A 21796-nucleotide genomic window follows, 5' to 3' on the forward strand; every position below is an offset into this window, starting at 1 on the left:
AGGTGAGTCACATTGAATGTTGATTATGGTTATCTATAGAATTACTTCTCTGCAGTTTCTTCCGATGAAGAAAGCTTTCTTCTTGTGATAAATTTGGTGCAGATTTACTTTTTCGTAACTGTGCTATAACCTCAGGTGTTACGATCTCTTTAGCAGATTTTTTAGCAGCCTCCATAGCTTTCGTTAATGGGCTATAATCCCTTATTACCTTAGGTTGTTCATAAAAAGGATTATGCACCCTACCTAGATCTTTTAAAATGCTTAGTGTACCTTTTGCAGCTGCTGTCAGTATATTATTACTTTTGTTCTTTTCTTTAGTTTCAGGTTCAGTTGCTTTTTCATTAAGTTTTTCTTCAAGCTTATTGACTGCTGTATGAAGTGTAGCTCGTTTTTGCTCATCGGTTAACTTGTTATAATTTTTGTCAAACATCAGTTCAGTTAAAGTTTGTTGATATATATCAAATTTATTTTGTTTTTGCTCATCGGTTAACTTAAAATAATCTTTATCTTGTATTAATTCAGCCAAAGTTGCAGTTTGGATATGTTGTTTTTGGGCGACCTCACGTAGCTCTCGTAAATTCCGATAATGGGCAACATCATCCTTACGTAGTTCATCATTAATATTGATTTTAAATGCTGTAGTAAGGTTAGCTGAGTCCTTTTCAGCTACACCTGAGCCAATTATAGAAATAGCTGAAAGTGTACCACTTTTTACCGCTGCAAGAATCTGAACAGGATTTCCACTAACAGCAGCACTTATGCTAGACGCTAAACTAGCAGCATTTTGAACATTATCAACTATGAATTTGCTTGCACTAAATACCATTTCTACTTTGGGATCTACATAGTGGTAATGTTTACCTTTGCTATTTGGAACATGGTTATTTGGGACATGTAATTTCTTTTCCAATACCTTGGCTAATTTGGGATCGAGTAGTAGTAAGTATTGTTGCTTGTCTATGTCCCCTCGATTTTGCATCAACAGGTCATTTTCTTGTGCAAGTTTACGGAGCTTTCTTGTTTTGAGGACATCAACTATTATTTCACTAGTTACTCCAGCTAATGCTATTGCAGCCGCGGTCAAGCCTGCTGGCGGGAAGACCCCGGCTAGTATTACTATTGCAAGTACAATTGTAACAGTACGGCCTACAGCACTACCAAATAGTACCTTAGCCACTTTTGTATCTAACAGCCACTTTATCCCCTTGAAAGCCCTCGTACTCTTTGTCCAATCCCAAACAGAGTTAACTTTATTAAAAAATCGTTTAATTCTTGATTCCTTCTTTAGTTCTATACTTTCCTGTTCTAAAGATTTTGCAAATTCATCTGAAATTTTAACTTCATTTGTTTTAAGCGATTTTAATTTTTCACTTTTCTCTTGCTCAATTATATATAAATCATCTTTACTTTTTACAGATTTTTGAGAGGGGGTACGTTTTAACTTATTTTCACGTTCAAGCTCCATATCATCAAAGCTTTTGGAAAGCTTTTCTTTTCTTTTCTTGGGTTGCACTGTTTGATTGTCTAACGTATTAGCTATTTCTATCTCTTTAGGCACAATTGTAGTACTATCTATCTCAGAACTTTCAAGGTTTTCAAACGGCGTAGATTCTTTTTTGTCATCTGTCATAATATACTACCCATTGGTATTAGACTCCTATCATATTTAATCTTAAAAGAGAGTCTAACAGCAAATTATACAAGGTTAAAGACTAATTCTATAATAAATAAAATTATTCAGCAATGATTGCTATATATTTTAGTAGCAATTCTACCACAAACCTAGTGTTTTCCACCACATACCACCTATAAAAATCCATATAATGCCATATACTAGACTCAAAACTAAACCAAGATACCACCATGTTCTGATTTTCATATATCCTGTCTCAAAATATATTGGAGCACTACTGAGTCCATAATGAGTAAGACCCGAAGATAATATTGATAAAAAACTAAGTAGCAATGCAGATAGTAAACCAGGCATTCTAGCATGCATAAATAACGCTAGAAAAGTAGGAAAAAGTATAGCAATATGGGTTGTAGTACTGGCAAAAAAGTAATGTATATAAAAATATATTACAGAAAGTATAATTATACCAATCATTGGAGAGAAAAAACATAATAAATTATCTCTAAGTTTATCACTAACCCATGATATTAAACCGAAATCAGACAAAAAACTTGAAATCATAACTAAAGTGCCATACCAAATAAAGGTATGCCATGCACCTTTATCTGCAAGAATATCTTCGAACTTAATTATTTTGCATAATAATAAAATACATACGCCCAACAGTGCGACTGTAGTAGCTGATAATCCCCATTTGCTGCCAAGCATCCATAAAAAAATTAGAATTACAAAAGTTATTAGCATAATAATCTCTTGCAATGATATATCACCTATTTCTTGCAATTTTGCCCTAGCTATTTGTATAGCAGATGGATCGTATTTAATTGAGGGGGGATGCAAGTAATAAAGAATAAGAGGCATGACAGCAAGAGAAATCACGCCTGGCACTATAGCTGCTATTGCCCAGTCACTCCATGAAATTATAATCCCAGCATCAGCTGCGAACTTAACAGCTAAAGGATTAGCGGCCATAGAGGTAATAAACATAGCACTAGTTATCACATTTGATTGAAAGACTACTTTCATGAGAAATCCACCGTTTGAAACGGATGTTTCGTAATTTGTTTTATCAGAGTAAGCGGTACAGAGTGACTGAGCAATAGGAAAAATTATCCCTCCTCCCCTAGCACATACACTAGGAATGAAAGGGGCGAGTATAAAATCAACAATTACCAAAGCATATGAAAGACCAAGGGTACTTTGTCCGACAAGTAGAATGATGTGATAAGCTATCCGCTCCCCAAAGCCTGTTTTTATAAAACCCTGAGCAATAAAAAAAGCAAACAGCACCAGCCATATAATGCTATGACTAAACCCGGATAGACTTTGTTCTAAGGAAAGGGTTCGCGTCAGAACACAACAGAGTATGCTAAATAAGGCTATAGCCCCCATAGGTAAAGGATTAAGAATTATAGCCACAATAGTGGTAATAAATATAATAGAAAGATGCCATACTTTAATATCAAGCCCTTCAGGGGCTGGTATACTGCTATGATTTCAAGAGTTGGGTAGACGAAGGTCAACTTCAAGAAGAGCTAGGAGTGTCAAAGTCGAGCAGCAGAGCGTACATTAGTACGTGAGCAGCACAGATCTTTGACACGACGACGCCAATTCTTGAAGTTCACCGAGTATATATACCACATTACACAAGCTAAAATAACAAGAATTAGAATAGGTAAATTTTTGTTCCAATTACACATATTAGGCATAATAAATTTATTTCAAGATCGAGTAAAAGTTTATTTGAATAAACCTTGTCCATTCTTACGTAATATAATCGATTGTCAAGAAAAAAAGAAGAGTTTATTAATCAGTAGGTGAGCGGGGGTTTTTCATATCAATTGATAATGCGTGTAGTCCACTAGCTAGTTCATCTGCTAAAAGATTGTTAATTATTTTATGTTGTTCTAGCAAACTTTTTCCTATAAAAGCTGCTGAAAAAATTTTGATCTTAAGATGACTTTCAGTAATGCCACCATTATGGCTAGCGTGCTTGTAACTTTCGTCAACTATTTCGCAATAATGTGGTTTTAACACATCTAGTTTTCTTTTTATTCTATTTATTTTGGTCATAGTTATACATATATAAAACTTTTACTTGTATCAAGTCTACTGGGATTTTAGTATTTAGTAAATATTATATTTAGTTGGTTATGGCAAAATTAGATACAAAAATTAGAAATTTGCAATCTGAACTTAATAAAGCAGGGCATGGGTATTGTATCTCTTTTAAGTTATTAAATTACGACGAATTGAATGCTATGATGGGAGGAGATATTTATATAATTGACAAACTTAATAAAATTATTTCTGAAGTTTGTAATAAATTAATTACTGCTCCTTCTATATTAGTTTATAAACAAATTGAGCATGATAGAATATTGTTGGTTTTACCCACACTAGACCAAAATCTAGCTAAGGAAGTTGTCCTAAAAATACATTTATTATCTCAACTTTATGTCGATGATCTATTACCTGCAGTTTATATGAATTGCAGTAGCGCTAGCATAGAGTTTCCCAAATTTACCAATAAAGCTGAAGAAGTATATAATCTATTAAATTGGCTAGTTTCTTATCAAGGTGACCAAAGTTATTACCGTGAGTATGACCATAAATATTATAATATAGAGTGTGTTAAAGAGTCCAATAAGCAGCTGAATCTCTTAAGAAAAGCTTTATTAAACAAAACAATGGTTTTTGCTTATCAGCCAGTTATTGACCGTAAAACAATGAAAATTCATTACTATGAATGTTTACTAAGGATTCCTGACACAAATAACAATCTATTTTCTGTAGGAGCAATAATTCCAGAAGCTGAAAAGAAAGGTTTAATTTTTATAATAGATCAAATAGTGCTAGAAATGGCAATTAAAGAACTAGATGCTAACCCTAGCTTAGTGCTTGCAGTTAACATTTCAAATATTGGTATATTAGATGTTTCTCTCCTAGAGATAGCAGAAAAACTATTACAAACATATGATGTTTCAGGAAGATTAATTATTGAGATTACTGAGACTACCCTTAATCAGCATTACCAACAAATAAAATCCTTTATGCACAGATTAAGAAAATTTAGTTGTAAATTTGCTTTGGATGATTTTGGAGCTGGATTTACTTCATTTAAACAATTACAAAATCTACCAATAGATATTATTAAAATTGATGGTAGTTATGTACGTAACATTACTAGCGATATACAAAGTCAAGATTTCATTAAACGATTAATTAAAATTTCTGAAAATTTAGGTGTTCAAACTGTAGCAGAATTTGTTGAAAATGGGGAGATAGCCAATTTTTTAATCAACTTAAAAGTTGATAATATGCAAGGCGATTTCTTCTCACCGGCATCGGTTAACAGAATAAAATAATCATCAGCACGATGTCCTCCCTGCTGCCATTATGTCACCCCTACTCGCCCTTGCTAGGGTTAATGTCATTCCCGCTTCGGTCAGGAATCTACCGTCTTGCTAGTCAAGAAAAAAAGTAGATTATTATTCATAAATTTTATTATTTTTTACCATAGAATTTAAACAAATAATTATTTTACGCATAACGGTTACTAAAGCGACCTTTGCTTTTTTACCAGCATTAGTCATACGTTCATATAATGCCTTCATTTTGTCATTATGACGCATCGCTACTAAAGCAGCCATATACAAGCTTTTTCGAACAAAAAACCTGCCCCCTCTAATATGAGCCCCATTAGTTTTTTGACCGCTTTGGCTTGTTTTTGGGGCGAGTCCAACTAAGCTTGCAATTTCCTTATTGCTCAGCACACCAAGCTCTGGCAGTTCTATTAGCAAAACACTAGCTGTTTTTTCACCTATACCTTTATAGCTTATGAGTAAATCATTTTTTGCCTTTAAACTCTTATCTTCCTTTATAGCAGCCTTTATATCTTTTCTAATTTCCTCAAGCTGTTTTTTGCCACACTTTATCATTTTTTCGAGATATTTCTTAGCCTTCTCGGATGCAACTTTTGTTCTGCATTGATTAGCATGTATATCTTCTTCTATATTACGTTCTATGCTCCTTAGAGATTGTAATTCTTCTTGTATAACAGAAATTATTTGGTCTCCTTTCTCATCATTAGCAATAAAAGCTGCATATTTCTCAAGTAATAACGCATCCAATTTATCAGTTTTAGCAAAATGGTTACAGACCTTAGCAAAAGCGTGAACTCTATTAGGATGAGCTCTATGCACAGCAAGCCCGGCTTGTTGCAACATCCTCATAACCAAACGTTCATAACCGCCAGTAGATTCCAAAACAGTAAGCACAATATTTCGAGAAGCTATTTCTGATTTTATAAAATCAGAAATAGCTTTATCTGTATTTTTAATCTTACAATGAATATTGTTCATAGATATATCAAGCGTATTTTTTGAAACATCTATTCCCATAAATATCTTGCTTTTTTCAGTCATTTGCTTTACCTATAATTAGTGGTTGTTTTGCAAAGTTTTGATACATGATTGTAAATTCGATCTCTAAAGGATCATCCTACCGTTCGTATTATACTTTGCGATTCAAGGAAGGAGTGCACCAAGATTCCCTCGGTCTTTAAAGACCAATCTAAATTAAACGGCGTCACTCCTTCCGACCATATTAACTCCATATTGAGCTAATATTCAAGATACAATCTAAAAATACAAAACATCTTAGACTTAAAGATTTTTAAGATCCCCGCCTTCGCGGGGATGACATAAACTGCCATGAATTGTAGCCTTCAGAAAAAAACTTGATTATCTAGTTTAATAGCCTAGGGTGTCATCCCTGCCTACGCAGGGGTGACATCACCTCTAATGGCGATGATTACTTGAGACTACTATTAATTTATTACATCGATACTCGAGGTTATATATAGACAAAAACAACAGCTAGAGCAGCAGAAATAATTAGAATTAACACGGAAATAATGTAATTGGTATTTACTTTTTGATTATTATACCTTATATTTAAAAAATATTAATTTTGTATACAAAGTCTTACTTATGGCAAATTTACAGGCCAAACTTAACTCGTTAATGGCTCAAAGAAAGATAAATGCTATAGATATAGAGAGGGAAACTGGACTAAGTAGAAATACTGTCTATAGCATTTTGTATGGTAGTTCAAAAAATCCTAGTGCTAATAATTTACAATTGATTGCAAAAGCCTTAGACATTAACTTGGAAGCTCTTGTTGTTGATAATGAAATAAACCTTGAGATACTAACTGTTGATCAGATAAAAATTTTTAGTAAAGCTACTAGTGCAACAATTAATATGTTAATTGAAAGAAACTTAAGTTTCTCATTGAAAAACCTTACAACTCTAATAAAAGAAGTATATGAGTATGCTTTGAAGAAGCAGTCTGTTGATAATACATTTATAGATTGGATAATTGATAAATATCATAAACCTTAATTGTGTGATTATAGACACGGTTACAAGATAATTGTCAGATGAGTAAATTTATAGTGCCTGTCAGTAGCAACTAAAAATTCAATCAGAAGACTTAACATTGTCAGTATTTTTAGTAGGAGCAATTCTACCAACCATTTCATCTAGTGATACTTGAAAATAATCTGCTAGGGCTACTACAATTTGACTATTTAAAGTTTTTTGTCCCCTATTACTATTAACAAAACTATGTAAAGAGTTATTACTAAAACCTATATTCATGCCTAATTTATATAAGTTTAAATTTTGTTTATTTACCTTATCAATCAAAAACTTCTTTATATTAGAAGTAATGTCATTTGGTATAATTTTATAAAATTCTAGACTTTCTACATTAGGTAAAGAAATATATTTATTTCTTCCTACAACTTCATCCATAGAACACTTAAAGTAGTCAGCAATTTTCAATATATTGCTAATAGTTGGGTTAGCTTTCAGACATTGCATAATATTAGTTACAGTAGAATAAGAAATGCCACTTTGTTCAGCAAAATCTTTTCTTGTTAATTTTAATTCATCAAACTTTCTTTTGAGGAATTCTTGTATTGGGTGAACAAGAGCCATATACTCAGAACAATTAAAAATTAAATACTTCCACTGTAGAAATATTTTTTCTTGACACCTCAAAATAACTATAATAAACTAGCAAAATAGAATGAGATTATTAAAAAAGAGAACAATGATTATTGATTAATTTTTTAAAGCAAAGAATATATTTTGCTAAATCTCAAACTAAAAAAACAATATAATACTTAAGCTCTACTCTTAAATAAAGCTCAAGTATTATATTGAATATTATAGTCAACTGGTAAGTACTTTCAAGTTCGCAAAATTTCTAAGTACTTACTATTAGCATTAATCAAATAGCATCAAATGCTATTTAAATAATAACCCTTTTATTGAGGTATCTATGATCATATACAAATTTCTTAACCAAATCAACCCCAAATCAACCTATTTCAACCCCATTTATTTTTACAATCCTAGTAATCTTATAATTCTATAATGTAAATGGTATCAATCTTAGAACAATACAATGGAAGCAGAATATGTATTACCCACTATTAGTCATTCTAGCATTTAGCATAATCATTGGGCAGATGTTGTTAATTAGGTTATTGGTTAGGTGGTTTAATAATATCAAACTAAACTATAACAATATTCTTAGCACCAGTAAAGATTTCCCCAATACCTACATCAAGGCAAAAGATGAAGTGGCACTATTGCATAAAGAAATAAAAGAGTTAATTACTCTAACTACTAAGAAAGAGCAAGGTGTATCACAGATCACATTTCATTTGGAAGAGGTGCAGTTATACATAAAGATGCTACTTGATGAATTTAGAGTATTTGCTAGCTCTAGCAATACTACGCCACAGACCAAGAAACAAGAATAATCCTTATATGTTCAAGATTCATTCGAGTATACCCTAACTCAATATATATAAAAATAAGAGACAAAGAGATATATTAGGAATATAATCTTTAAATATCAGATTTATTAGGAATATATTCATGATTATCAAGAGATTTTTAAATTTAAGATTACCTGAGAAGCAATCTTGTTTTTTATGGGGGGCTCGTAAAACTGGTAAATCAACATATTTAAAAAAATGCTTTCCAAACGCTCTTTATATAGACTTACTGCAAGCAGATATATATCAAATTTATTTCCAACATCCGGAACGTTTAAGAGAAGAAATAAACGCGCAAAATAAAGTATCTACTATCATTATCGATGAAGTACAAAAAGTACCTTTGCTTCTTGATGAAGTGCATCATTTAATAGAATCAAATAAGTTTTTGGCAAATAATTCTCTACAATTTATTCTTTGTGGATCAAGTGCAAGGCGATTAAAATCAACTGGAGCTAATTTACTTGGAGGTAGAGCTTGGAGATATATGTTTTTACCACTATGTTATCCTGAACTGAAAGAACTGAATTGGCATAAAATATGTAATCATGGGCTTATTCCAGACCATTATATAGCTTCGCAGAATATTCATAAATATTTAGCTTCGTATTTATATGATTATATTTTACCGGAAGTCCAGTTTGAGGCAAGTCTGAGGAAAAGAGAAGCTTTTGCTAGATTTTTAGAAATTATAGGAATTTCTAATGGTGAGATGATCAATTATAGTAATATTGCTCGGGATTGTGCAGTAGATGCAAAAACTGTTAGAACATATTTTGAAATATTAGAGGATATGTATCTTGGGTATCATTTATATCCTTATAGATCACGTACTAAACGACAAATTATTACAGAAACACCTAAATTCTATCTTTTTGATACTGCTCTTGTTAATTATTTAAGAAAATATGAGTATCAAGAAATGATAGGATTTGAAGCTGGTAAAGCTTTTGAGCATTATGTGTTTCTAGACAAAACTTACGCTATGAGAAAAAAAATGGTAAATTATGTTGAGTATAATTTACAAATGCCAAGAGGATAAAATTGCAAGCAATACCAGTTAATAGGACAGATTACTGTCAATTTCTAATAGTGAGTCAAAAGAATTATAGTTTGACCTACTATGCTGAACATGCCAAAAAATGTAGCCATGATGTTATTAATAGATTTTTAAAAAATGAAAAATATACACCTTACTTTGTTATGGGAACATATTAAGGATGATGTTATTTTATCGCCTAACGGATATACAATATTTGATGATACGGTGTTAAATAAAAGAAATACCAAGAAAATAGAAATTGCTAGATCACAGTACAGTGGGGCTACAGGTGGTATTACTACTGGTATAGGAGTAGTAAGTTTGGTATATTATAATCCGGATATTAATAAGTTTTGGGTAATAGATTACCGAATTTTTTCGCCCGAACATGATGGAGCGACAAAAGTAGAACACCTATTAAATATGTTAAATAATGCTGTGTATAGCAAAAAGATTCCTTTTCAAACTGTGCTTTTTGACACATGGTATGCTACGCATAAAATTATGCAACATGTTGATTCCTTGGGTAAATATTATTATGCTCCTATTAAAGCAAATAGAAACGTTACTAAAACTTCCTCTTCTAAGCCTTATAAAGCTGTTAGCAAGTTAACGTTTTCAGATGAGGAAATTAAGAGCGGAGTGGAGATTCATATAAAGGGCTTTGCAAAAGATAAGCATGTTAATTTGTTTAAACTTACTGTTTCTACCAACAGAGTTGATTATATTGTTACCAATAACAAAACTCAAAAATCTTCTAAAGCCGTACAAGATGAGTGTGGCTTTCGTTGGGTAATTGAGAGCATGCATAGAGAAATCAAGCAACTTACCGGTATAGAACGATGCCAATGCAGAAAACAACGCATCCAGCGTAATCACATTAGTTGTGCATTTTTAGTGTGGGCTTTTCTAAAAAGAACTGCACACAAAATAGGTAAGACGGTTTATCAAATAAAGTTAGGGCTTTTAGATCATTATATGCAACAGCAGTTACGTTCACCCTCTTTACGCTATTTAGAACCTTACATAGCGTAAGTTTTGTAAATAGTCTAGACAATTCTACTAGTCAAGCTACTAGGGAGGAATTGCAATCAAAAACAAGCTCAGAATCAACTTTTGAATTAGGTTTAGGCTTAAGCCTAGTCAAACAATTTATTGATGAACTGAAGGGTAAAATTGACATTAGCAGCGATGGTAAGGGGACAACCTTTACTGTACAAATACCAGTTAAATAATTACTAGTTGAGTATCTTATTAATACAATTCAACGATAAACAAATTTTGGAGAGTAAATATTATGAGCAGACTTATTAAACCTACTACACTTGTTACATTCACTGAGCTTATCGAAAAATTACAAGCTGGTGAAAAATTGACTCATATAAACCTTAGCCATCGTGATATTGGTAATATTGGTGTCAAGCTACTTATCAAAGCTTTGGAGAACAATGAAACGGTAACTCACATAAATCTGCACGATAATGATATTGCAGATAATGGAGCAAAAATGATTGCAAAATTTCTGCAAAACAACAGAACTATAACCCAAATAGATATAAGCAACAATAATATTGGTTATATGGGTATGTATGCCCTTGCAAAAGTTCTAGAAAACAATAATACTGTAACTCATATGGATCTCTGCTACAACAAGATTGCTGATAAGGGAGCTAATCGATTTGCAGAAGCTCTGAAAATCAATAATAAACTATGCCAAATACAACTGGCAGCAAATAATATTGGTAGCAAAGGAGCTATTAGCCTTGCGGAAGGTTTGGAGTACAACGATAATATAACGAAAATAAATCTTAGTGAAAACCGTATTAAATCTGAGGGGGGTGAAGCACTTGCCAAGGTTCTAACGTATAATAAGTCTGTAGATTATATAGATATTGCATATACTAATATTGGGCTAGAAGGAATATGCTCGTTAGGAACGATGATAAAGTATAACAATGCTATAAGCTACATCAATCTCGCAGGAAACTATATTGGGGTAAAAGAAGCTGAACAACTTAGCAAAGCTTTGAAGTGTAACAAGACTATCAAACACATAAATCTTGCTGACAGCAATATTGGTTATAAAGAGGTAGGCGAGCTGGTCAAAGCATTAGAAACTAACCACACTTTGACCACTATAGACCTCAAGTACAACAATATTGGTGACTATGGGGCAATATTACTGGCTCAATTTCTAGAAAATAACAATACTATACAGCGAATAAATCTTAAGCTGAGTTTTATTGGTGATGATGGGCTTATGCTACTTCTCAAGGTTTTAGAAATCAATAGGAGTATAACCCAAATGAATCTTAGCTATAACAATATTAGTAACAATGGGGTGATAGAACTGGTGAGAATTCTAGAAGCTAATAAGATTATTAGTGAAATAATAATAGACCGTAAAAGTATTGAAAATAGTGATATTAGTCCTAAAGTATCAGAGTTATTAATTGAGGCTCTAGAAAACCACAATAAAAGGCTAGAAGCGTAACTATAAGATACAATTTCCACCACTTTTTTAGTTAGTCTTAAATCTTTTTCTTGAAGATTAACTGAAAACTTTATTTAATAGAATATCTATCAAATTTTAGAGGGTAAATATTATGAATAAACTTACTGAACTGATTAACAAGTTACAAGCTGGTGAAAAATTGACCAAGATAGAGCTTCACTATCCTAATCTCGATAATGATGATATAAGTTTGCTGCTAACTGAAGCTTTAGAGGGTAATGAAACTGTAACTCACATAGAATTAATCGGTACTAATAACGAAGCTGCGAGTATACTGGCTAGAGTTCTTAAGAACAATAATACTGTGACTCATATAAATCTCTTCAACAATAAAATTAGTGATCAGGGAATAATTAGCCTTACAGAAGCTTTGGAGAACAATAATAATATAATTGAACTAAATCTTCATTATAACGATATTGGTGATAAGGGAGCAATTGTACTAGCTCAATTTTTAGCAAATAATAAAACTATCAAGAAAATAGATATTAGTTTGAATAATATTGGTGATGAGGGGATTGTGCAACTTGTCAAAGCTCTAACAGTTAATAGAACTATCAAAATGATAAATTTTGGTTATAACAATTTTACGAATGCTTGGATAATGGAAGTGTTGAAAGTTCTAGAGACTAATACAATTGTCAGCATAATACAAGACGATTTTGTAAAAGATGATGAGAGTATTATTATTAGTCCTGAAGTAAAATTATTAAGTGAGGCTCTAGAAAAGCATAACATAAGAGTAGAGATGATGAATATGGTGTAATTGCAATTCAGATATTCAATTAGTCTTTATTTTTATAAACATTTATGTAACAAAGTTAAAAATATCTTAATCTTTAGTTTAATATGCTTTATAATTAGAAATTATTATAGGTATTTTATGAAAAATATTAACTGTTGGCAGGCAGAATATCAGTCTTGTGTTTATTCGAAGAAGTTAGAGGATCAAGTGATTCTGCTAAACAAAAAAGTAATGCAGCCAGTGGATATTATTGAAGTCAAAAAAGGGATTTTTTATGCTCGAAAATATCATGGTAGTCAAATGAGGCAATCGGGTGAACCCTATTACTCACATCCTATTGAAGTAGCTTATATGCTCGCTAACTATACAGCTTTAAATATGCCAATATTGTTTAGAACTGACATGATAGTAACCGCCTTACTACACGATACGATAGAGGATACAAAACTTACCAAAAGCATGATTGCTGAAATTTTTGGAAGTCTAGTAGCAAGTCAAGTAGAAGATCTAACAAGGGTCAAACCTTATGGCAAGATCAGCTCCAAAGAGACTTTAGATTTATTATTTCAACAAAAAAAATATGATGTAGCATTGATTAAAATTTTTGATCGAATTCATAACTTACAAACTCTAGGAGCTAAATCACCGGAAAAAGCTAGAAAGATTATAGAAGAAACTATGACCTATTTTATAACTTTAGCTGTATATTTAGAAATACCAACAGTAACGCAGCAAATGCTTGACCTATGCTATCAACATTTAGATATTAAACAATCTTCTCTAGAGCAAGAAATTTTTTTTTGAGGATGGTTTTCAGCTTCTCTCTCTAGCTCTAGAAAATGCAGTAAAGCAAAGCCAAACCCAACAATTACTGTAATCATGATAACTAATATCCCCACTACTGGGAGTGTTCAACTAGGTAAACAAGGTCAAAGGAGTAATAATATATATACTAAATTACCGCGAAGAGGTATTGATAATTCTCTTACAACTCACTAATACCAAGTAAAGGCAGTGATTCTTGGCAATATTCCATAGCATAATCTCTTACGGTTTTACCGTCTTGATCCTGAAGTGTCACATTGTATAACTGGTGAAATTCTTGTATCATTGCTAGCTTAGTTGCTGTGCTAACTTCCTTGCTTTCTAACAAACAATGTAGTGGCGTTTTGCCTTGGACATTTTGAACATTAATCTTAGCTCCTTTTTTGCTATTAACGTTATTTTTTTTCTTGCATTTTACAGGAGCTCCATACATGAGTTAATAATTATACATTAAAGGCATTATTTAAATAACCCTTTTAAACCTTTTTCAATGGTAGATTTTACTTTGTTGATAGGCTGCTCTCCATTAGTAGAAGATCCCCTATCTTGATCATTTTGCACTCCTTCTCCTACGGGCTGTCTATCTTTGCCTACCCCAATAATATCTTTTAGTATGTCTTCAGGTTTTTTACCTTTTTTAACATCGTTAACCACGCTATTTACTAAATTCTTCACAAGATATTGCTGTAATGCTTTAGTATCAAGTTTATGTTGTGGATTATTAAGATAGCCATAAAAACGAACTTTGAATGGTGGCATTAATTTTATATCGACAGTAATAACGCTATCTGTATCAAATGTATAGGCAGGAAGGTTAATATTGCCGGTAACTGCTACCTTTGACGAGGGGGCATCTAATGTACCATGTGTTATATTAACTATGCCTTCTGTTATTTCAGTATCTACAGCAAGTTTTTGAAATTTTGTTTCACCACTTGCAAAGAAACCATCGAGCATTTTTAAAATAGTTTGAAGGTCTTTAATGTTTTTAAGGCTATCTAATACTTTTTGTAGATCAAATCCACTAACTTTACCGTTGGACGCCGTTAATGTTGTTTTACCAAATAAGTTACTTACATATTGCAATTGGCTCTGACCTTTTGTTTTTAGATCGAGTGCAAAATTAACAACCCCTTGAGTAACTTTAATTTTACCTCCTTGTGGTACTATATTTTTTAACTCGGCATCCTTAATACTAGCTTTAAAGCTAACAGGTTGATTAACTTGAGAAGAAATTTGTCCAGTAGCAATTAAAGTGCCACCATATAAATTGCCATTTAAAGATTTTATATCCAGCACACCATTTGCTAATAGCATAGTAGTTTTTATATTATCAAAAATCATACTCCCTTTAATAATTTTCTGTATAGTTAAGGTTAAATCTCCATCAAACTTGTTTAAAAATGACAAATCTATCGTATCTTTAGACCAAGGCACAGAGTTGTCTACATTTTGCACAGAGTTAGTAGGGCCACTATTAGGAGGTGCGTCACTTAAATCATCTAAATTTAAGGAAGCTATTTTTATATCTGATAGAATCTTTGGTTTAGCAGATGTCAAATTTATACTTACTGCCCCACTAAAATTTACAGGGTTCTTTTTTAACGCGACAGTAAATTTATTTATGTTGATTTTTATAATTTCTGTCATATCTCCTTCGACTTGTGTTGAAAGAGAATAGCTACCAAGTATTTTATTAGGCAAGCTATTGGTTAATTGACCTATAGTTTGACCTAAATTATCACCAAAACTCTCAATAGTAATAGCAGGTTTAATATCCTTATCTAAAGAGATAGTTCCCTTAATGTTATTAGTAGTTTTTGCCAGCATTATCATACTATTAGTTTTAAAAAGATTTTGCTGTTTAATAGTCTCACCTTTTACCAAAGCATTGCCAAGATTAATAGGTAGAGTCTTACCAAATAAGTTAGCAAAGGTTGGTATATCACTAATTTTTAAATTATAAGAAACAACTAGGTCTTTATCCCAATCCTTAAGACCTATATTGCCTGTTAAATTAGCTTTATCGACAATTAGATTAATATTATATAGAGATAAATTCTGATCTAAATATGCAAAGCCTGTGGCAAAAGAGAATGGCTTATCCAATAATTTAACGCTTAAATCTCCCTTATTATCTTCAAAATAAAAATTAGCATTACCTGTAGCTGATAGCTTACCTGCCGTAAAGTCAATACTACTTATTTTAAATAATTTCTTATCACTATTAATTTTAAAAGTTAGTTTATGATCTAAATCGTGTAGGATAGGTATATCAGGAAAAATACTTTGCAGATTCTTAGCAGCTCCTTCCAGTTTGAGCTGTCCAGCAAAAGTCATATTGTCGTAAGCAAAGTCACCTGAGAAATTAACCTTTTCTTGTAGAGCATTTAAATCTACTGTTAAAGATATGACACCTTGCTTGTCTTGTATATTACCTTTGATATCATAATTCTTGCCGGAAGAATAGAACTGACAGGCTAAATCAGATGGTCCATGGAGATTTTTAATTTCTAATCTATCAATATCTATTGTTGTTGGGGAAATACTATTACCTTTAGTACTACCGTTAAAATTAACATAATTTAGCTTAGCATCAACAATTTTAATTAAGTTTATATCTAACGAAAACCCTGCATTTTTATCAGTTGAACTGTTACTAACATTGCTTTGCATTTTAGGAAATTCCCAAGAAGCTAGACCATTTCGCATCCGTTCTAAATTAATTATTGGTTTGTTAATTTCAATCGTTGAGATATCTATCTTTCCTTTAAGTAGAGATAATATAGAAATAGAAGCACTCACTTCCTTAACTTCCAATAGAGAAGGATAATGAGCATTAGGTAGGGAAGCAAGTGTTACATCTTTAACGGTAATAGTGGGAGTTGGCAATAAAGACAGGGTAATCTTACCATTAACTTGTAGCTCTCGGTCAGTTATTTCTTTGACTTTATCAGTTGCTAGACCTTTATATGATTCTAAGGAAATAAATAAAGGAATTATCAGCAATATAACGATTATTAAAATAAATAACCCAGCTGAATATTTTAGAAATTTTTGCACTACAGTTCTCTTTTAATTATGTAAATAATTCATTATAGCAGGTTATAACCTTATCACTAATTAAAAAAAATACTAAAGATAGTACTTAGTGGAGATATTATAACCTGCTATAATGGATTTTTCTATAATTAAAAGAAATATTTTATGTTCTCTATTAAACAACAAAACTATGAATTAAAATCATACTTATACGCCTTGGCTTACAAATACCGGGTGTACCTAGCTAGCATTATGCTTATGTCCATTGGTGCTTCACTGTTTAATATGTTCGTTAACTATCAAATTAAAGAAATTATTGATACTATTGCTAAAGATCCAAAAATAGATGTTACCTTACTTCTTTGGTTGTTTGCATTATATAAAATGATGAATCACGGTACGTTTTTTATCGTTAGGCTTTTTGATATTAAATACAAGCCAGCGATGCTTGCAGAAATCATCGAAAGCACTTATGGCAAAACTATCAGACACTCTTTACATTGGTTTGATTCTCATTTATCAGGAGAAATTGCTAGTAAAATCACTGATTTTCAAGATGGTATTATAACCATAGTGACTGTTCTCAATCATTCTTTAGTACAGCTTGTAACTATTGTAAGTGGCATAATATTTTTGTTCATGATGAATTATAAAATAGCCGGGGTTGTAATTGCTTTTCTTGTTGTGTATGTACCAATAATGTCAGTTTTATTAAAAAAACAAGGACAGCTGCAAGAAGAATATGTTAAGGCTCGACAAGAAGCGGTTGGCATTATCAATGATTCTATTGCCAATATTTTCGGTATTAAGATCATTGGTAATAGCTGGACGGAGCTAAAACTAAAACTTCTTCCTGCAATTGATAAATGGAAAGGCTGGGATAGAAAAACTAGGCAATATGATGCTTATTATGTAGATCTGATCGATTCCATATTAATTACTATACTAGCAGCAGCCCAAATATGGGTAGTGGCATATTTATACCAAACCGAACAAATCACCGCTGGTGAATTTGCAGTTACTATAGCAATTACTTTTAACATTGAGTGGGCGATTGATCAGTTATTAGACAGTATAATATTTTCCATAAATCCTAAGATTGCTGCCATTAAATCTTCATTTAACTTTATTCATACTATCTCAGATGTTACTGATGCAGAAAATGCTAAGTTGCTTCCTCGTGTCAAAGGTGATATTAAATATCAAGACGTAACCTTCCGTTATAGTAGTGGAAGTACTATATTTGACAATCTTACATTGCACATCAAACCTGGAGAAAGGGTCGGTATAGTTGGCACATCAGGTGCTGGGAAAACTACTTTAATTAAATGTTTGCTTAGATATTTCAATTTACAAAGCGGATATATTTTTGTAGATGGATATGATATTTCACAAGTAACGGAGGAGTCGCTAAGAAGCAATATCTCAGTAATCCCTCAAGATATTACGATGTTTCATCGTTCTATTCTAGAGAATCTGCAGCTAGCTAAATATGATGCTACTTTACAAGAGATTGAAGAAGCTTGTAAAAAAGCTAAAATACATGATGATATTGAGAGAATGCCTAATGGTTACCATTCAATAGTTGGTGAACGAGGGGTAAAAGTAAGTGGTGGGCAACGGCAACGTATTGCAATCGCTAGAGCTATTTTAAAAAATGCACCCATCATTATTTTAGATGAAGCAACATCGGCACTTGACTCACCAACTGAAGCCCTAATCCAAAAATCTATTAATGAAGTTTTGGAAACTACTAATGCTACAACTATTGTCATTGCTCACCGTTTATCAACACTTCTGCATATGGATCGTATTTTAGTATTCGAGCGTGGCAAAATTGTAGAAGATGGTACTCATACTATGTTAATTACTAAAGGAGGAATCTACAAAACCCTGTGGGATGTACAAGTTGGAGGATTTTTGCCAAATGATAAAAATAAGGAAAGATGATATGGATTACACATTAACACCAAATTTGTGGTCTTTTATATGGCATTTTTTGCGAGGCTACAAACGTTTTGTGATTATTTTTGTTTGTCTTGCTATGATCACTGGACTTTGGGGGTCTTGTAATAGCTTGCTTATTAAATATATGATTGATTCTTTAGGCACATTACAGCTAAACAATACGCTGTCTATTATATTTTGGCTTGCTGTATTTTTTGTGTTGAATTTTGAGATACATGATCTTTGTTGGCGTGGTATGGGATATATAAACTATAAGTTCCAGCCAATGATAAAGAATCAAATTATTAGTGAAACTTTTGGCTATGTACTACAACATACGCAACAATTTTTTCAAGATAATTTAGCAGGTGCTATTGCCACTCGAATTAATACACTTGCTGATAACATAGAACGTATTGTGCATGACATCACAAGGCATCTTATTCGAGTGGCTGTACTGCTAATGGTGTCCTTGGTAAATATGTATTATGTGCATCCTAAGTTTTTTTATGCCTTGTTCATATGCCTTCTTGTATTTGCTTCCTTTAGTCTACGCATGTCCAAAAAGCTTGTTAATTTATCAGAATCTCATGCTGCTGCTGAATCAATTGTTTCAGGGCAATTAGTCGATAGTATTACCAATACCAGTAATGTACAAATTTTTGCTAGACGTATTTATGAAATATCTTATCTTAAAAAAACTTTGCTTATAACAAAAAAAACTTTTCAAGCAAAAGCAATATTTGCAATAACATTGCATTTTATGCAGGGCATTTCTCTTTCTATTATGCTTGGATTCATGCTTTATTTTTTAATTCAGTTACGGATGAAGCAAATGGTAAGTAGTGGTGATTTTGCACTTATTTTAGGTTTGAGTCTTGAAGTAGGATATATGACTTGGTGGGCTATGGAGCAAGTAGATGAGTTAAATAAAGCTGTTGGCAAATGTAGGCAGAGTATTGCCAAGCTTCTTATACCGCTAGAGATCAAAGATAAAGACAATGCCTCAAATTTGCTAATTACCAATGGTCAAATCACTTTTTCATCAGTTAAATTTCATTACAAAGGCATTGAACCGTTATTTCAGAATAAATCAGTAACTATTGAAGCTGGGCAAAAGGTTGGTTTGGTTGGATATTCCGGTAGCGGTAAATCAACTTTTGTAAATTTAATTTTGCGTCTTTATGATGTAACAGATGGTCAAATTCTTATAGATGGTCAAGATATTCAAGAAGTCAGGCAGGATTCCTTGCGAGAAGCTATTGCAATGATTCCACAAGATCCTTCACTGTTCCACCGATCACTTATGGAAAATATTCGTTATGGGCGTATTGATGCAAGTGATGAAGAAGTGATAGAGGCGGCGAAGCGTGCCCATGCCCACGCCTTTATAACCAAACTCTCCCAAATGTATGAATCTTTGGTAGGAGAACGAGGAGTTAAATTATCAGGTGGACAGCGTCAGCGGATTGCCATAGCTCGGGCTATCCTCAAAAATGCCCCAATTTTGATTTTGGATGAGGCAACCTCTCAGCTAGACTCTCTTACTGAAAGCACTATCCAAGAAAGCTTATGGGAACTAATGCAAGGTAAAACCACCATTGTGATTGCCCATCGTTTATCTACTTTGATGCATATGGATCGTATCCTAGTGTTTGATCAAGGTAAAATTATTGAAGATAACACCCATACTAAACTATTCGAGAAAGGTGGTTTTTATAGAACATTGTGGGATGCGCAAATTGGAGGATTTTTGCCAGATAATAAAAATAAGGAAGTATGAAAATATAGAGTAAAAATACCTGACGGCATTGAAGCCTAAAGTTGCACCTTATTTCAACCTCTATTATAAAATACTACAACCATCATTAGTAGAACTATCATGTCCTAAAAGCCTAATAGTATAAGAAAAATCAAGGGGATTAGAATCTAGGTTAATTATATCAAAGCTCTTTTGAGCATTAACTAACCTCAACTATCGATGTAATAAATTAATATAGTGAAACCTATTGAATTAGGGTGTGTCATCAATTGAGCCAAATTACCATGGAAGCCATATAAACAGCACCCAAAAAGTTCTGAGATGTTTTGTCAAATCGTGTTGCAATAGCTCTATATTGCTTCAATTTTGCAAAAAAGTTCTCAATCAAATGCCTAGCTTTATATAGGTCCTTATCATACTTAGCTGGATTCACACGATTCTTCTTTGGGGGAATCACAGCTATACATCCCTTATCTTTCAGCTTATCTCGCATACGTACATCGGCATCATAAGCCTTATCAGCAAGTACAGCATCCGCTTTCGTCAATTCATTCATCAAAACATCAGATCCTTGCAAATCATGAGCTTGACCCGGGGTAAGATGGAATCCCGTTGGATTCCCTAGAGCGTCACATGTGGCATGGATTTTAGTACTCAGCCCCCCTTTACCTCGTCCAATTGCTTGGTCATCATCTAACTCTTTTTTTTAGCACCGGCACTATGTTGATGAGCCCTAACAATGGTTGAATCAATCATGGCATACTCGTTATCAGCATCTTCAGCCAGCATCTCAAAAACCTTTTTCCACACACCTGTCTTGCTCCACCTTGAATGACGTAGGTGAATCACTCGAAAATCTCCAAAACGTTCAGGTAGGTCTCTCCAAGGTATACCAGCCCTATATCGATACAAGACTGCTTCTACAAATAGGCGATTATCCTTGGCTGTTACACCAACAGACTCTTCCCTTCCAGGTAGCTTATCTTTAATCCGATCCCATTGATCGTCACGTAGAGCATATCGACGCATAGAGAAAATTTATCCTTAATTTTTTCTCTATTACACAACAAATAAACGCTCCTGTCAACTTAATTGATGACACACCCTAGGTGATACAAATTTTGTGTCATACCTGCGAAAGCAGGTATCTAGATTCCCGCCTACGCGGGAATGACAACCTACAATCGTTATGTTCTTTGTTACCTAATCCTATGGACTTAACTATAGTAAGTTCAGTATCATCGCCATTAGGGGGTGATGTCATCCCTACGAAGGCAGGGATCTAGAATATCTAAAGCACCCTTCCTGTCTATTTTTTTAGATTGTATCTTGAATATTAGCTCAATATGGAGTTAATATGGTCGGAAGGAGTGACGCCGTTTAATTTAGATTGGTCTTTAAAGACCGAGGGAATCTTGGTGCACTC

At 32.9% G+C, this 21796-nt stretch carries 20 protein-coding genes and 1 pseudogene; 13 read left to right on the forward strand and 8 right to left on the reverse strand.

Features of this window, described 5'->3' with window-relative positions:
• Positions 1-7: 7 nt before the first annotated feature.
• From AAGD29_RS08960 to AAGD29_RS08970, 3 genes are all read right to left on the reverse strand, one after another.
• Positions 8-1630: a hypothetical protein gene (locus AAGD29_RS08960; protein ID WP_341757869.1), complete on the reverse strand. Its 1623-nt coding sequence runs from the start codon at positions 1628-1630 to the stop codon at positions 8-10.
• Between the two features lie 141 nt (positions 1631-1771).
• Positions 1772-3118 carry a DASS family sodium-coupled anion symporter gene (locus tag AAGD29_RS08965; protein ID WP_341758791.1) on the reverse strand — a complete coding sequence of 449 codons (1347 nt, stop codon included), beginning with the start codon at positions 3116-3118 and terminating at the stop codon, positions 1772-1774.
• Between the two features lie 321 nt (positions 3119-3439).
• Positions 3440-3706, reverse strand: coding sequence for a BolA family protein (locus tag AAGD29_RS08970; RefSeq protein WP_341757870.1), 267 nt, complete (start codon positions 3704-3706; stop codon positions 3440-3442).
• Positions 3707-3786: 80 nt separating this feature from the next.
• On the opposite strand from AAGD29_RS08970, the gene AAGD29_RS08975 reads away from it, so the two are divergent.
• Positions 3787-5001 carry an EAL domain-containing protein gene (locus AAGD29_RS08975; RefSeq protein ID WP_341757871.1) on the forward strand — a complete coding sequence of 405 codons (1215 nt, stop codon included), beginning with the start codon at positions 3787-3789 and terminating at the stop codon, positions 4999-5001.
• 123 nt (positions 5002-5124) lie between these two features.
• On the opposite strand, the gene AAGD29_RS08980 is transcribed toward AAGD29_RS08975, so the two are convergent.
• Positions 5125-6060: an IS110 family transposase gene (locus tag AAGD29_RS08980; RefSeq protein ID WP_341757706.1), complete on the reverse strand. Its 936-nt coding sequence runs from the start codon at positions 6058-6060 to the stop codon at positions 5125-5127.
• 567 nt (positions 6061-6627) lie between these two features.
• On the opposite strand from AAGD29_RS08980, the gene AAGD29_RS08985 reads away from it, so the two are divergent.
• Positions 6628-7041, forward strand: coding sequence for a helix-turn-helix transcriptional regulator (locus AAGD29_RS08985; protein WP_341757872.1), 414 nt, complete (start codon positions 6628-6630; stop codon positions 7039-7041).
• A 78-nt stretch (positions 7042-7119) separates the two neighbouring features.
• On the opposite strand, the gene AAGD29_RS08990 is transcribed toward AAGD29_RS08985, so the two are convergent.
• Positions 7120-7704 carry a helix-turn-helix transcriptional regulator gene (locus tag AAGD29_RS08990; protein ID WP_341757873.1) on the reverse strand — a complete coding sequence of 195 codons (585 nt, stop codon included), beginning with the start codon at positions 7702-7704 and terminating at the stop codon, positions 7120-7122.
• Positions 7705-8126: 422 nt separating this feature from the next.
• Between AAGD29_RS08990 and AAGD29_RS08995 the strand changes: the two genes are divergently transcribed.
• The 9 genes and pseudogenes from AAGD29_RS08995 (at position 8127) to AAGD29_RS09035 (ending at position 13598) form a co-directional block, all read left to right on the forward strand.
• Entirely contained in the window at positions 8127-8474 is a 348-nt protein-coding gene (locus AAGD29_RS08995) for a hypothetical protein (protein ID WP_341757874.1), read from the forward strand.
• Between the two features lie 118 nt (positions 8475-8592).
• A pseudogene (locus AAGD29_RS09000) lies at positions 8593-8997 on the forward strand (AAA family ATPase); the annotation flags it as partial.
• A complete protein-coding gene (locus tag AAGD29_RS10375; RefSeq protein WP_410521205.1) occupies positions 8980-9534 on the forward strand; it encodes a DUF4143 domain-containing protein in 555 nt (184 codons plus the stop codon). The pseudogene AAGD29_RS09000 and the gene AAGD29_RS10375, both read left to right, overlap by 18 nt.
• A 2-nt stretch (positions 9535-9536) precedes the next feature.
• Positions 9537-9710, forward strand: a complete 174-nt coding sequence (locus AAGD29_RS09010) for a hypothetical protein (RefSeq protein ID WP_341757875.1) — start codon at positions 9537-9539, stop codon at positions 9708-9710.
• Complete coding sequence (locus tag AAGD29_RS09015) at positions 9670-10569, forward strand: transposase (protein WP_341757876.1); 900 nt, start codon at positions 9670-9672, stop codon at positions 10567-10569. The genes AAGD29_RS09010 and AAGD29_RS09015 overlap by 41 nt, the downstream gene beginning before the upstream one ends.
• A 50-nt stretch (positions 10570-10619) precedes the next feature.
• Positions 10620-10769 carry an ATP-binding protein gene (locus tag AAGD29_RS09020; RefSeq protein ID WP_341757877.1) on the forward strand — a complete coding sequence of 50 codons (150 nt, stop codon included), beginning with the start codon at positions 10620-10622 and terminating at the stop codon, positions 10767-10769.
• Between the two features lie 62 nt (positions 10770-10831).
• Positions 10832-12028 (forward strand): hypothetical protein, encoded by a 1197-nt coding sequence (locus AAGD29_RS09025; RefSeq protein WP_341757878.1) that lies wholly within the window; start codon positions 10832-10834, stop codon positions 12026-12028.
• Positions 12029-12140: 112 nt separating this feature from the next.
• Positions 12141-12815, forward strand: a complete 675-nt coding sequence (locus AAGD29_RS09030) for a hypothetical protein (protein WP_341757879.1) — start codon at positions 12141-12143, stop codon at positions 12813-12815.
• A gap of 117 nt (positions 12816-12932) precedes the next feature.
• Entirely contained in the window at positions 12933-13598 is a 666-nt protein-coding gene (locus AAGD29_RS09035) for an HD domain-containing protein (RefSeq protein WP_341757880.1), read from the forward strand.
• Positions 13599-13779: 181 nt separating this feature from the next.
• Here AAGD29_RS09035 and AAGD29_RS09040 read toward each other — a convergent pair whose 3' ends face one another.
• Both AAGD29_RS09040 and AAGD29_RS09045 read right to left on the reverse strand, forming a co-directional pair.
• Complete coding sequence (locus AAGD29_RS09040; protein ID WP_341757881.1) at positions 13780-14052, reverse strand: hypothetical protein; 273 nt, start codon at positions 14050-14052, stop codon at positions 13780-13782.
• Between the two features lie 26 nt (positions 14053-14078).
• Positions 14079-16682 (reverse strand): AsmA family protein, encoded by a 2604-nt coding sequence (locus AAGD29_RS09045; RefSeq protein ID WP_341757882.1) that lies wholly within the window; start codon positions 16680-16682, stop codon positions 14079-14081.
• Positions 16683-16826: 144 nt separating this feature from the next.
• Here AAGD29_RS09045 and AAGD29_RS09050 point away from each other — a divergent pair, with 144 nt between their 5' ends.
• Together AAGD29_RS09050 and AAGD29_RS09055 are read left to right on the forward strand one after the other, a co-directional pair.
• Positions 16827-18611 (forward strand): ABC transporter ATP-binding protein, encoded by a 1785-nt coding sequence (locus AAGD29_RS09050; protein ID WP_341757883.1) that lies wholly within the window; start codon positions 16827-16829, stop codon positions 18609-18611.
• Positions 18589-20391 (forward strand): ABC transporter ATP-binding protein, encoded by a 1803-nt coding sequence (locus AAGD29_RS09055; RefSeq protein ID WP_341757884.1) that lies wholly within the window; start codon positions 18589-18591, stop codon positions 20389-20391. Before AAGD29_RS09050 ends, AAGD29_RS09055 begins: the two co-directional genes overlap by 23 nt.
• A 244-nt stretch (positions 20392-20635) precedes the next feature.
• Here the strand turns inward: AAGD29_RS09055 and AAGD29_RS09060 are convergent.
• Positions 20636-21399, reverse strand: a protein-coding gene (locus AAGD29_RS09060; protein ID WP_341757859.1) for an IS5 family transposase whose coding sequence is annotated in 2 segments (ribosomal slippage) — positions 20636-21064 and positions 21067-21399 — 762 coding nt in all. Because the reading frame shifts where the segments join, the coding sequence is not laid out codon by codon here.
• Positions 21400-21796: the final 397 nt, after the last annotated feature.

Origin of the sequence: Candidatus Tisiphia endosymbiont of Ditula angustiorana (genome assembly GCF_964026425.1) — a bacterium.
Taxonomy (GTDB): domain Bacteria; phylum Pseudomonadota; class Alphaproteobacteria; order Rickettsiales; family Rickettsiaceae; genus Tisiphia.

Excerpts from the sequence above, each read along its gene's own strand:
- AAGD29_RS08985 (WP_341757872.1), top strand. The coding sequence starts at position 6,628 with ATGGCAAATTTACAGGCCAAACTTAACTCGTTAATGGCTCAAAGAAAG.
- AAGD29_RS10375 (WP_410521205.1), top strand. The coding sequence starts at position 8,980 with ATGTTTTTACCACTATGTTATCCTGAACTGAAAGAACTGAATTGGCAT.
- AAGD29_RS08975 (WP_341757871.1), top strand. The coding sequence starts at position 3,787 with ATGGCAAAATTAGATACAAAAATTAGAAATTTGCAATCTGAACTTAAT.
- AAGD29_RS09035 (WP_341757880.1), top strand. The coding sequence starts at position 12,933 with ATGAAAAATATTAACTGTTGGCAGGCAGAATATCAGTCTTGTGTTTAT.
- AAGD29_RS09050 (WP_341757883.1), top strand. The coding sequence starts at position 16,827 with ATGTTCTCTATTAAACAACAAAACTATGAATTAAAATCATACTTATAC.
- AAGD29_RS09055 (WP_341757884.1), top strand. The coding sequence starts at position 18,589 with ATGATAAAAATAAGGAAAGATGATATGGATTACACATTAACACCAAAT.
- AAGD29_RS08960 (WP_341757869.1), bottom strand. The coding sequence starts at position 1,630 with ATGACAGATGACAAAAAAGAATCTACGCCGTTTGAAAACCTTGAAAGT.
- AAGD29_RS09025 (WP_341757878.1), top strand. The coding sequence starts at position 10,832 with ATGAGCAGACTTATTAAACCTACTACACTTGTTACATTCACTGAGCTT.
- AAGD29_RS08970 (WP_341757870.1), bottom strand. The coding sequence starts at position 3,706 with ATGACCAAAATAAATAGAATAAAAAGAAAACTAGATGTGTTAAAACCA.
- AAGD29_RS08995 (WP_341757874.1), top strand. The coding sequence starts at position 8,127 with ATGTATTACCCACTATTAGTCATTCTAGCATTTAGCATAATCATTGGG.
- AAGD29_RS09015 (WP_341757876.1), top strand. The coding sequence starts at position 9,670 with ATGAAAAATATACACCTTACTTTGTTATGGGAACATATTAAGGATGAT.
- AAGD29_RS08980 (WP_341757706.1), bottom strand. The coding sequence starts at position 6,060 with ATGACTGAAAAAAGCAAGATATTTATGGGAATAGATGTTTCAAAAAAT.
- AAGD29_RS09030 (WP_341757879.1), top strand. The coding sequence starts at position 12,141 with ATGAATAAACTTACTGAACTGATTAACAAGTTACAAGCTGGTGAAAAA.
- AAGD29_RS09040 (WP_341757881.1), bottom strand. The coding sequence starts at position 14,052 with ATGTATGGAGCTCCTGTAAAATGCAAGAAAAAAAATAACGTTAATAGC.